This window comes from Pantoea sp. 9140, assembly GCF_000745295.1.
Lineage (GTDB): Bacteria > Pseudomonadota > Gammaproteobacteria > Enterobacterales > Enterobacteriaceae > Pantoea > Pantoea vagans.
The window spans coordinates 1,181,443-1,193,105 of record NZ_JQNO01000001.1 but is presented as its reverse complement, the minus strand read 5'-3'; the positions used below and the strand labels follow the sequence as shown (position 1 = coordinate 1,193,105).

Genomic DNA, 11,663 nt, shown 5'->3' with positions numbered 1-11,663 from the left:
TCCCCTGTCTGCGTCAGCTCATCCAGAGCGTAATCATCAGCACAAAGATTATAAGCGTTACCGAGGTCACCGCAAGCACCACTATCGCAAAGTGCGCATCGTCAAGTGACTGGCGAATCGGCTCATCGTGATCGTCGGGCGGCAAGGGCAAAGACATAACTATCCTGTGAAAAATAGGGATCGCCGACAGTGATGCGGCGGGTGACAGTGTAAATCAAAGGCTGATTATCGTCCGGTTTTTTCTTCTGAAAGATAAACCGGCCCGTGCCAGTGCAGCACGGGCCTGAGATCAGACGCCGCGCCAGCGCCTGAAGATCAGTGAGGTATTAATTCCACCAAAGGCAAAATTGTTGCTCTGGATATAGTCGGTCTCCAGCTCTCGAGGCTTACCCATGATGTAATCCAGCTGACCACCGTCGGCGGCAGGTTGTGTCAGATTCAGGGTGGGTGCAAACCAGCCTTCGCGCATCATCTCAATGCTCATCCAGGCTTCCAGCGCCCCACAGGCACCCAGCGTATGACCAAAATAGGATTTCAATGAAGAAATGGGCGTGGTTTCGCCAAAAACCGCCGCAGTCGCCAGACTTTCGGCCATATCACCGCGCTCAGTGGCTGTGCCGTGCGCATTCACGTAGCCCACCTCTGACGCTGTAATTCCTGCACTCTGTAATGCCCGCTCGATGCAAATCTGCATGGTTTCCCGCTGCGGCTGCGTGATATGGGCCGCGTCACAGTTGGTGTGAAAACCGGTGAGCTCGGCGTAAATGGTGGCGCCGCGCGCCTGAGCATGTTCCAGCGACTCCAGAATCAGCGTGCCTGCCCCTTCACCAATCACCAGACCATCGCGCTGCTGATCAAAAGGCGCGGGTGTGGTATGGGGAGCGTCGTTACGCTGGCTGGTGGCAAACAGCGTATCGAACACTGCGGCTTCCGACGGACAGAGTTCTTCGGCTCCCCCCGCCACCATCACCGTCTGATAGCCGTGACGAATCGCTTCCCAGGCATAGCCAATCGCCTGACTGCCAGAGGTGCAGGCGCTGGAGGTCGGGATCACCCGGCCGCGCAGGCCGAAAAACAGCCCGGCATTAACGGCAGCGGTATGCGGCATCATCTGCACATAGGTAGTGCCGGTAATATTGTTAGTGTGCTTTTCCGTCAGCATGGTGGCGAACTCGCTGACCGGCCCGGTGCTGCCGGTCGACGAACCGTAGGCGATACCCGTTTCTCCACTGGTCAGCACCGGATGATCAATCAGGCCCGCCTGAGTCAGTGCCAGCTCGGTCGCGCGCGTTGCCAGCAGCGAAACACGGCCCATGGCGCGGATACGCTTGCGGGTGTAGTGCGCAGGCAGCACAAAATCATCCACGGGCGCGGCCAGCAGAGTATGCAGTCCGTCATAAACCTGCCACTCCGGCATAAAACGTACCGCATTGCGGCCAGCACGGATGCGTGCCGAGATCTCAGCCCAGGACTCCCCAAAGGCGGTCACGCCGCCCATGCCGGTTACGACGACCCGCTGGATCACAGCATGCCTCCATTAATCGAAATCACCTGACGCGTCACGTAACCGGCGATATCGGACATCAGATAGCTCGCCAGCCCGGCAACCTCTTCAGCCGCACCCATGCGCTTCATCGGCACGATCTTCATCGCCTCTTCAATCACCTGCGGCTCCAGCCCTTCCATGCCGGTGTCGATCAGCCCCGGCGCGATGCAGTTAACCGTGATTTTACGTTTAGCCAGTTCAATCGCCAGCGCCTTGGTGGCACCAATAATGCCTGCTTTCGCCGCACTGTAGTTGACCTGGCCGCGATTGCCCATCATTCCGGATACCGAAGAGAGCGTGATAATGCGGCCACCGCGTCGCAGGCCGATCATCGGCATCACGCAAGGCTGGATCACGTTGTAAAAGCTGTCGAGATTGGTATGGATCACGCTGTCCCACTCCTGATCCGTCAGCGCGGGAAAGGCTGCATCACGGCTGATACCGGCATTGCTCACCACGCCATAGTAGGCACCGTGTTGCGCAATGTCCGCCTCCAGCGCGGCGCGGGTTGCCGTCCGGTCAGCAACATCAAATCCCAGCACCCGTCCACTGCCGCCTGCAGTCTCGATCTGTTGGAGGCACTGCTCAGCACCATCGCGATCGCGGTTGAAATGTACGATAACCTGATAGCCATCCTGAGCGAGACGCAGCGCTATTGCGCGGCCTATGCCTTTACTGGCGCCCGTGACCAATACTGAATCTGTCATGGCTGATTTCCTTGTGACATTAATTGCTGTAACTCTGCTTCATTGGGTTGATAAGTATTCAGACGGCCGCTGGCAAGCCGCTGCGTGCCATAACGAATGTCGCCTTCAAAGCTGCCCATGCGGTCGTCGCGCATCAGCAGCGTCATCCGGATATCCAGCGTGACATTAGCGGGAAATCGGGGATGCTCTGCCCGCCAGCCGCGTCCGCCCAGCAGCATACCGGGTGGGATCAGGGTTGCACCGCCCTGCTTTGCATGCCAGCCCGACCAGACGCCCACAGTTTGCGCCATCATCTCCACGCCAAACCAGGCGGGCAGTTCACCCTGTGGCGTCAGGAACGGTGCCAGTAAGCCACCAGCGCAGGTCGAAACCTGACAGTGAACCTGCTCATCATCGACGGCAATCAGTTGATCAAGCAGCAGCATCGGTGCAGCGTGCGGCAGCCAGAGCGCCGCGGGAGAGTTAATCATTATCAGGCCGCCCCAGAATCAGACAGGTGTTGTTACCGCCAAAGGCGAATGAATTAGAGGCGATGACCGGCCGTTGCAGCGCCTGTGGCTGTAACAGCAAGCCGCAATCCGGCAGTGTCTCATCCTGCGCCGCCTCACTGAAATCCTGCGCGGGCAGCGGCAGATTTTCCTGCAGGATCAGCGCACTGAGTGCGGCTTCGCATACGCCCGCCGCACCGAGCGTATGGCCGGTCAGATGTTTGGTCGAACTGCACGGCACTGCATTGCCAGACAGACGCGCTATCACGGCGGCTTCCATTTGATCGTTCAGCGGCGTCGCTGTGCCGTGCAGATTGATATAACCCACCTGCTGCGGCAACAGATTCGCCTGTTGCAGCGCCATGCGCATCGCCCGTTCAGCGCCCTCACCCTGCGGATGGGGCGCAGACATGTGCCAGGCGTCAGAAGATTCGCCGACGCCCAGCAGCGCCAGCGGCTGCGGTTCGCGCGTCAGCAGCATTAGCGCGGCCCCTTCGCCAATCGAGATGCCGTCGCGATCGCGGCTGAACGGGGCGCAGCGGCGTTCCGACAGCGATTCCAGACTGTCGAAGCCGTTAATCGGCATCCGGCTCAGCGAGTCCGCACCGCCCACCAGCGCCACATCCACCAGCCCTGCCGCGATCAGCCGCTGGCCGCTGATAATGGCGCGTGCACTGGAGGAACAGGCGGTGGAAATGGTATAGGCCGGGCCATGCAGATGCAGATAGTGAGCCAGAAAACGGGAAGGATCGCCCAGCTCCTGCATCTGGTAGTGATAATCCGGCTGGCTACCGCAAATCTGCTGATCGCCCTCATCCACGCCCGAGGTGCTGGTCCCCAGCACAATCGCCACTCTGCTGGCACCATAGCGCGTAATCGCCGCATCAAGCGCCGGACGGATCTGCGCCAGCGCGGCCAGCAGCAGCTGGTTATTGCGGGTATTGTGCGCGCTCAGGGCTGCAGGAATGGGTGGCAGCTCGCCTTCAACCCTGCCGAGCCAGCAGGCGCGGTCACCGCTCAGCCAGCCATGGCGCAGCTGCATGCCCGGTGCCTCACCTTTTTTCAGGCTGGCTGCAATCTGCTGACTGTCATTACCCAGGGCATTCAGCATGCCGATGGCAGAGATATAAATCATGAGGCGTCCAGATGTTGAATGCGGATCTGATAGCCAAAGGCATGCTGCTGAATGCTAATCGGCTGGCGCTGATTACCGCATTGCAGATAATCAATTTCGGTCACCAGCTGGTTATCGGCATCGATCAGCAGGCGCTTTAACCCCTGATCCTGCAGCGTCCAGCCTGGCGGCAGCTGTTTTTGCCACACATCCAGCGGCCAGTAGCTGAGCATGATGTCCGCCAGCACCTGACTGGCGGGTGGCATGTGCGGCAGCGGCATCAGCTGCTGAGTGTGAATACCGCTGGCATCGTAGCGCAGGCTGAACAGGCGGATACCCACTGAAGAGAGCCCGGCCAGATCGATTTGCTGTTCATCGGCGCTGAGCAGTACCAGCAGTGACTGACTCTGACCTTTAACCTGCCCGGTCAGCAACTGCTGCTGCTGGAAGGCGGGACGGATGCCCGGCGGTGGCAGCGTCACTTTCACGCCTGGTTTCAGCCAGGCAGAGGGTCGGCTGCTGTCGGGTGCATGGCCGGCACAGGCGCTGAGCAGCAGAGCCGTCAGCAGAATAAAGGCGGCGCGGATCATCGTTTACTCCTTGATCGGGTGGGTCGCATCGCCAGCGGCGACAGCAGGAACGCGCTGAAGATGCCGCTGCATAATACGGTGCCAAAACTGGCAATCGCGCTGGTGCTGCTGAATACCAGCATTCCCAGCGTCAGTAAGGTAGTGATCATCGCCAGCGATACCGCCAGCAGCGAGGTCAGCGGCGTACCCTGTGGGTTGCTGAAAAATAGCGTGTAGTTAATGCCGATGCCCAGCACCAGAATCAGCGCCAGCAGCGCAAACAGATTGAGCGATGCACCGATCCAGCCCAGCGTGGCCATCGCCATCGCCAGCGACAGCAGCGACGGCAGCGCACTGCGTAAGCCCGCCTTTAATCCCAGCCGCACGACAAAACTCAGGGTAATCAGCAGCAGCGCCAGCGCCAGTAATCCGCTCAGTAACGTCCGCCAGAAGCTGAACAGCGAATCGTAACTGGATTTGCGATCGATCCAGCTGACGCCCGGATGCTGCTTAGCCAGCTCTGCGAGTGCGGCGCTGTTTTTGACGCCGCTGGTGGGGATCAGAACGCCACTCTGCCCGTCCGGCAGCGTCAGCCACAACAGTCGCCAGCCTTCACTCAGCGGACTCGCCAGCCAGGCCTCTGGCGTCACCGGCATCGGGGTCAGATCCGGCGCGGCCAGCGCTATCCCCGCCTGCTGCACGCGAGCCGTAATCGTTGGAGCGGCCTGCTGCAGCAACTGCAGATCCTGCTGTTGCTGCGCCAGTGACGACAGCGGCAGCAGACGATAGCGCTGCAACCAGCCCTGCTGCTGCGCCTGGTGCAGGTCCGGTGCCACTTTTTCCAGCCGCTGCAGCGTCTGCTGTGCATCATCGCCCCAGACCACAAACCAGGTCTGATCGGCGCGCTGGCCGGTCAGGGTTGCCAGCTGGCGATCCTGCTCCAGCAGCTGCGCAGGCGCACTTTGCAGATGCGCGATGTCATCATCTACCTTCAGCTGGGCGATCCCGGCCAGGGCGAAGATCGCCATCGTTACGGGTAGCCCGATGCGCAGCCCGCGCTGGCGACGCCAGGCAGCAAGCCAGCGCGCCAGTGGCACCATCAGCGGCACCGGACGCACCGGTAATCCGCGCACCAGCCACGGGTAGATCAGAATCACCGTCAGGCAGGAGGCGGTTAAGCCGCTGGCGGCAAACACCGCCAGCTGACGCAGCCCCGGAAACGGCGCCAGCAGCATCAGCAACCAGGCAATGGCCGTGGTCGCGAGCGCCAGCAGCAGCGTGCCGCGCACTTTACGCAGACTCTGCCACGGTGTCTGCTGATCGCCGTGCACCATGCGCTCGGTAAGATAATAGAGTGTGTAATCTGCCGAGATGCCGACAATACTCAGGCTCATCACCAGCGTCATCAGATGTAGCTCGCCGAAGCAAAGCAGCGTCATCACCGTGCCCGCCATTGCGCCAATGGCCACGGAGGTCACCGTCAGCAGCAGCGGACGCAGTGAGCGGAAGACCAGCAGCACCAGCAGAACGACGCCAGCCAGCGTCACACTGCCCAGCGTTTTGACATCATGCTGAGCACGCTGACTGGCGTTGTCGCTGAACAGCACCGTGCCCCGCGTCAGCAGTTTCGCCTGCGGCCAGCGGCTTTTAAGCTGCTGTTCCAGCGCGCTGAGCCGGGTCACCAGCGCATGACTTTGCTGCATACTGAAGGCGTTATTTGCCAGCTCGCCATGCAGAAAATACCACTGCTGACCCTGCTCATCTTTTACGGTCAGCCAGCCATCATGCAATGTCATCCGCCCGGCGTTTTGCGCCAGCGCCAGCTGCGAACCGCGCACCAGCATCAAAGGATCGCCTTGCAACTCTTTGCTGCTGACGCCCGAGAAGGCTGAGAAGAGCTGCGCCAGCAGCCAGTCGGCCTGCGCTTCGCCGCCGTTCTGCAACCGGCTGCGCGTCGCCTCATCCATCAGGCCGTTACGGTGTTGCCAGGCAAAGCGGCCCCACTGCTGCTGCTGTTGTCCATCAAGATCGCCCTGCACCTGTTTCAGATCAGGCAACGCGCGCAGCTGAGCCAGCCACCAGGCGGCGACCTGGGGATCGTCCTGCTCACCGGGTGAAACCAGCCACACCATCTGGCGATCCAGCCGCTGCATAAAGCCCTGCTGCAGCGCAGGCGGTGCCGCGCCCAGATTCTGCTGCGGCAGAAGCGCCAGCACGCTGCTGTTGAGCTGACTGCGCGGCAACAGAAAAGCGAGCGCGGCAGCAAGCAGCAGGCAGAGGGCCAGCCACAGAATGGCCAGCAGCCGATCGTTACGGCCCCGCAAAACGCGCCTGCTCCTCGTCGCTTAACTGTGGCGGTTCAATACGGGTGTTGCTGAGCTGAATCTGCGTCTTATCGCCCTGCTTATCATCCAGGTTGATACTATCCAGGAAGGCGCTGCCCGCCAGCGAGATACGGTTGAAGATTTTGTTGAGCGGCGCGGCTTTCGGCGTCAGTTCCAGCGTCCAGGCGCCATTGCCACGATCGCTGAAGGCCACGCTGAAGTTCTCATTCAGCACCTTCTGATCGGCCTGGAACAGCGCCCGCAGCAGATGGTTGAACTGGAACATCTGCGGATTACTGTCGGCGGTGATCACCTGCGGCTTCTGACCGCTGAGGCTCTGCACCATTCGTTTATCATCCAGCAGCAGGGTCATCACAAACGGCGTCTGTTGATGCCACCACAATCCCTGTTCGCGGGCGATTAGCATCTCTCCGTGCGACACCAGCGGCTGACGCATGCCTGCGATGGTGCGCGTCTGGGTGAAGTCTGCCCGGATCACCGGCTGGCTGGAAAAACGCTGTTGAAGCTGATCCAGTGTGACCGCACTGGCGGCACCGGCCCACAGCAACAGGCTGGTAAGCACTATTATCAGCATCCTTTCACTCCTAAACGTTCCAGTAAAATGTCGGGCGATACAAAGCATAACGCCTGACTTTCCTTCTCCACCGCTACCTGCAGGGTATGCGCTTTGGTCGTGATCAGATCGGCAGCGTTGCGCACTTCATAGTCGATGCGCAGGCGGTTCTCATATTCAGTAATCCGTGCGCTGACGCGAATCGTCTCTTCGCAGCGCAGGGGCTGACGATATTTGACCCGGGTATCGACCACCGGCCAGACGTAGCCGCTGGCGGCCATTTCGGCATAGCTGTAATTAATGCTGCGCAGCAGGGCTTCGCGCGCCACTTCGAAAAAGCGGAAATAGTTACCGTGCCAGACCACGCCCATCGGGTCGCAGTCGTGGAATGAGACGGTCAGCACGACTTCAGCATGATGTTCAGTCATGGTCAGACTCCTTGTGGTGCGCCTGTTGATCAGGCAGCGTCCAGAAATCGAAAAAGTTGAACCAGTCGAGCGGTGCCAGCAGCGCATAATGGGCCAGCCGTTCCGCGTAGCGATCAACCGCCTGTTGCAGCGCCTGCTGACGCTGCGCCCGAGGCAACAGCAGCGGATCGGCATACGGCTCACAGTGAATACGCAGTTTACCCTGTTGCTGCAGGGCGAACATCAGCAGCACCGGGCAGCGCAACGCCGCCGCCAGCACAAAGGGGCCCTGAGGAAACGGTGCAGGGCGGCCCAGAAACTCACTCCAGATCACCCGTCGCTCGCCACCGCGCTGCGGATTCACCGCCGTACGATCCCCGACAATCGCCACCCATTCGCCTGCATCCAGCTTCTGCTGCAGCAGGATCGCCGTCTCCGGGCCGATATCGCTGACCGGCATCAGATTGACGCCCGCCTGTGGGGCGATGGTTTCCAGCACCGCCCGAAAACGCCGGGCGTTGTCGGTAAACACCAGCGCGTTAATCACCAGCCCGCTAACCTGCTGCGCCATGGCGCGACAGGCTTCAATGTCGCCAAGATGAGAAGCAAGAATCAGCTTGCCCTGACCGGCAGGCGCGCGGATTACCGCTTCCGCGCCCGGCGCAAAATCGATATCTCGTCCCCAGCGCAGATCGCCGCGCCAGCTGGCCACTTTATCCAGCATCGCCCCGGCAAAGCGCAGGAAATGGCGATAGCTGTTAAGCCGGGGCGGTAACGCTACCTGCCGCTGCTGTGCGGCGGCCGTCACCTGCGCCAGCCACTGCCGGGAGGCCGTGCGTGCGCGCTGACCGCTCAGCCAGTAAATCGCCACCACCGGCCAGAGCAGCAGCGTAAAAGGCAGTCGGCCGCCATAACGATAGACCGCCAGCATAAAGCGTAATCCCCACTGTCCGCGCCGTTCTGTTTCCACTGACCAGTGCGCTGGCGGTTTACGCATCGCCAGCAGCCGGGGAATGCGCGGCAGCATGCCAAAGAAGAGTCGGGTATGCATCCAGGAGATGCGCAGGTTGTCATAGAATGCATCAAAGTGAGACAGCCCGCTGGCGGGATAGGTAACGCGGGTCGGGATAAAGCGACTGTGGATGCCCTGCCAGTAGAGTCGCACCATAATTTCGGTGTCGAAATCCATGCGCTGGCCGATCGCACAGCGATCGCACAGCGCCAGCGTCGCGGCCAGCGGATAGACGCGGAAGCCGCACATGCTGTCACGGATCGACAGCGACAGCGTTTCAATCCAGACCCAGAAATGCGTGATGTAGCGACCATAAAGGCGTGATTTGGGGATCGAGTCGTCATACAGCGGCTGACCGGAAATCAGCGCATCGGGATAACGTTCAGCTTCTGCCAGCATCAGCGGCAGATCTTCTGCCTGATGCTGGCCGTCCGCGTCGAGCTGCACTGCATGAGTGAAACCACGTGCCGCCGCGGCCCGCAGACCGTGGATCACCGCCGCGCCTTTGCCCTGATTACTGTCGAGCCGCAGCAGGCTGAGTTGCGGAGCGTGCAGCGTCGCCAGCTGAAGCTGGGTGGCGGCATCGCTGCCGTCATCCACCACGATCACCGGCAGATTAAACGGCGCCAGCCGCGCCAGCACCGACGCCATCATTGCGCCGTGGTTGTAGCAGGGGATCACCACGCAGGGCGAAAATGCGGTGTTTAACACAGTGCAATCTTCCCGCTGCTGGCACTCTGCTCGCCGTTGTCACTCAGCAGGCTGTAACGGAAGCTCAGACGCGACTTTTCAGCGTCCCAGTCAAGATGGAGCTGTAACAGGGAGTCGGGTGTGACCGGCTGCTGAAATTTGATGTTTTCAATGGCGGCAAACTGTTTTCCGGGCGCAAGCAGCATTATCCCGTAGTGCATGACCCAGTCGAGCTGCGCTACACCGGGCAGAATCGGCAGATCCGGGAAATGGCCCTGGAACCAGAACAGTCCGGACTCAACCTCCAGGATCAGCGTCACACCGTCAGCCTGTTGCTCCCGGCTGCGTTCAATCGGCAACATGAAAAAGTTCCTCTATTTGCGGCCAGGCGCGTTTACTTTGGGTGGTGACCGGAATGGTGGCGACAACGCGCCAGTAGCGCGGCATCGCCAGCGGTTCCAGCCAGCGCTGCAGCTGGCGCTTCCATTGCTGTCTGCGCTGATGCAGTGCTGATTCGTCCAGCGTGCTGTTCAGCGACAACACGACGCCAATTGCCTGACGCTCATGACGCGTGACCAGCAGCGCCACGGCATCGTCTATCTCCGGCAGGTCGGTCAGACGTCGCTCCACTTCACTTAACGAGATGCGCTTATCGCCGATTTTCACGATGCGATCGTGACGTCCTGCCAGCTGGAATCCGCCGTCCGGCTGCATATTCAACCGATCGTCAAGCGGAAGGCCGCATTCACCCGCAATCAGTGGCGACCAGACCTGCCAGCGATCGGGCGTCACCTGCTCCAGCCTGACTGCCGGGAAGCAGCGCCACGGCGCGTTGGTTCTATCACACTGACGCCAGGCCAGCGTGCCGGTTTCGGTGCTGCCATAGATCTCACTGACCGGACAGCCAAAGCACTGCCACACCCGTTCCGCATCGGTACCGCGCAGTGCGCCACCGGCAGAGACAATCAGTTCACAGGCGGGCGCGACAAGCCCGCTGTCCAGCCGCGATAAAAAGGCCGGGCTGCTGATAAACGCATAACGACAGTCGTGCAGGAGCTGAGCCAGCTGTTCACCGTAAAACAGTGGCTGGGCGGAAAACGGCAGCCTGAGCATCATCGGCAAAAAAATCCGGAACGATAGACCGTAGAGATGCTGATGGCTGACCGAAGCGATGAACCGGCACCCTCGCAACTGCTCGCCCCACAGGTTGCGCAGCCACTGGCTCTCCTGCTCCATCACCGCCAGCGACTTCACCACCTGACGCGGCGCGCCGGTGGATCCCGAAGTGAAGAGCACCAGCGCTGAACGTGCCGGCAGCGGCGGTAACTGCCCCTGCGCTTCTGCGTCGTCACTCGCCAGCAGCGGAAGACTGACCGCCAGCGGCATGTCACACAGTACGCCATCCAGCCGATCAGCCATCTCATCCAGCAGCGCGGCACGGCTGTGTCCCGGCATCACCGGCGTTTTACCGGCGTACCAGCATGCCAGTAGCGCGACACAAAATCGGTAACTGTCATCGAAACAGAGCGCCCAGTGCCTGCCCGGCTGTGCCGTTAAGAGTTGGCTGAGTGCCAGCACCTGACGATACATCGTGCTGAGCATCAGCGGTTGATCGCCGCGCCAGGCGACCTCGCGCTCATCTCCTGTCAGCCAGTCAGCCACCCTCATGCTTTCCGCCTCACGCGCTGACGAATCAGCCATTCAGCCCCCATCAGCGCGGCGATGAGCAGATAGCTGATGCCGCCGTTCCACAGCGTCCAGAGCCGCAGATCGCCATTCAGACAGGTAAACAGCGCCATGCTGCCGTTGCCGATGAAAAACAGACACCATATTTGAGTCACGCGGCGGGTATAAAGTATCGCGGCAGCAGGCAGCTCAGGCTCACGTAGCCGGGCAATGCGTTCCACCAGCGGCATCGCACTCCAGAGTGAGGCGCCAAACACCAGCAGCATCGCCAGATTAACCGCCACCGGATACCAGAGCAGCAGATGCTGAGCGCGTAACAGCTGGCTGCTGACACAGAGCAGCGCGCCGAGTAGCGCCAGCCAGCCCATGACCGCGCCCATAGCATTCTGCTGACGACGCAGCTGCAGCCAGCGCAGACTAAACAGCAGCGCCAGCAGCCAGAACAGCCCCTGCCAGTGCGACTGAGTCAGTGCCAGCCAGACCAGCAGTGGCCAGGTCAGCAGCGCAAGCAGATTGAGCAGACGAAGAGTGGCAGCAGGCACAGGG

At 60.9% G+C, this 11,663-nt stretch carries 13 protein-coding genes; all 13 read right to left on the bottom strand.

Annotated features, from left to right (window positions below; genetic code table 11):
- Positions 1-13 precede the first annotated feature (13 nt).
- The gene (locus tag FA92_RS23425) at positions 14-157 is read right to left on the bottom strand and encodes a hypothetical protein (protein WP_010246429.1); all 144 of its coding nucleotides are present in this window, start codon (positions 155-157) and stop codon (positions 14-16) included.
- A gap of 132 nt (positions 158-289) precedes the next feature.
- Positions 290-1,525, bottom strand: a complete 1,236-nt coding sequence (locus tag FA92_RS05610) for a beta-ketoacyl-ACP synthase (RefSeq protein ID WP_197061485.1) — start codon at positions 1,523-1,525, stop codon at positions 290-292.
- Positions 1,522-2,253 (bottom strand): 3-ketoacyl-ACP reductase FabG2, encoded by a 732-nt coding sequence (locus FA92_RS05605; protein WP_033782600.1) that lies wholly within the window; start codon positions 2,251-2,253, stop codon positions 1,522-1,524. Before FA92_RS05605 ends, FA92_RS05610 begins: the two co-directional genes overlap by 4 nt.
- On the bottom strand, positions 2,250-2,726 hold the full coding sequence (locus FA92_RS05600; protein WP_033782599.1) for a hotdog family protein: 477 nt from the start codon (positions 2,724-2,726) through the stop codon (positions 2,250-2,252). Before FA92_RS05600 ends, FA92_RS05605 begins: the two co-directional genes overlap by 4 nt.
- Positions 2,716-3,876, bottom strand: a complete 1,161-nt coding sequence (locus FA92_RS05595) for a beta-ketoacyl-[acyl-carrier-protein] synthase family protein (RefSeq protein ID WP_033782598.1) — start codon at positions 3,874-3,876, stop codon at positions 2,716-2,718. Before FA92_RS05595 ends, FA92_RS05600 begins: the two co-directional genes overlap by 11 nt.
- Entirely contained in the window at positions 3,873-4,445 is a 573-nt protein-coding gene (locus FA92_RS05590; protein ID WP_033782596.1) for a DUF3261 domain-containing protein, read from the bottom strand. The genes FA92_RS05595 and FA92_RS05590 overlap by 4 nt, the downstream gene beginning before the upstream one ends.
- Complete coding sequence (locus FA92_RS05585) at positions 4,442-6,748, bottom strand: MMPL family transporter (RefSeq protein ID WP_033782594.1); 2,307 nt, start codon at positions 6,746-6,748, stop codon at positions 4,442-4,444. The genes FA92_RS05590 and FA92_RS05585 overlap by 4 nt, the downstream gene beginning before the upstream one ends.
- Positions 6,735-7,343 carry an outer membrane lipoprotein carrier protein LolA gene (locus FA92_RS05580; RefSeq protein ID WP_033782592.1) on the bottom strand — a complete coding sequence of 203 codons (609 nt, stop codon included), beginning with the start codon at positions 7,341-7,343 and terminating at the stop codon, positions 6,735-6,737. The genes FA92_RS05585 and FA92_RS05580 overlap by 14 nt, the downstream gene beginning before the upstream one ends.
- The gene (locus FA92_RS05575; protein ID WP_013357406.1) at positions 7,337-7,750 is read right to left on the bottom strand and encodes a thioesterase family protein; all 414 of its coding nucleotides are present in this window, start codon (positions 7,748-7,750) and stop codon (positions 7,337-7,339) included. The genes FA92_RS05580 and FA92_RS05575 overlap by 7 nt, the downstream gene beginning before the upstream one ends.
- Entirely contained in the window at positions 7,743-9,452 is a 1,710-nt protein-coding gene (locus FA92_RS05570; protein WP_033782590.1) for a glycosyltransferase family 2 protein, read from the bottom strand. The genes FA92_RS05575 and FA92_RS05570 overlap by 8 nt, the downstream gene beginning before the upstream one ends.
- A complete protein-coding gene (locus FA92_RS05565; RefSeq protein ID WP_033782588.1) occupies positions 9,446-9,793 on the bottom strand; it encodes a hydroxymyristoyl-ACP dehydratase in 348 nt (115 codons plus the stop codon). Before FA92_RS05565 ends, FA92_RS05570 begins: the two co-directional genes overlap by 7 nt.
- Complete coding sequence (locus FA92_RS05560) at positions 9,780-11,099, bottom strand: AMP-binding protein (RefSeq protein WP_033782587.1); 1,320 nt, start codon at positions 11,097-11,099, stop codon at positions 9,780-9,782. The genes FA92_RS05565 and FA92_RS05560 overlap by 14 nt, the downstream gene beginning before the upstream one ends.
- Positions 11,096-11,659 carry a hypothetical protein gene (locus FA92_RS05555; RefSeq protein ID WP_033782586.1) on the bottom strand — a complete coding sequence of 188 codons (564 nt, stop codon included), beginning with the start codon at positions 11,657-11,659 and terminating at the stop codon, positions 11,096-11,098. The genes FA92_RS05560 and FA92_RS05555 overlap by 4 nt, the downstream gene beginning before the upstream one ends.
- Positions 11,660-11,663: the final 4 nt, after the last annotated feature.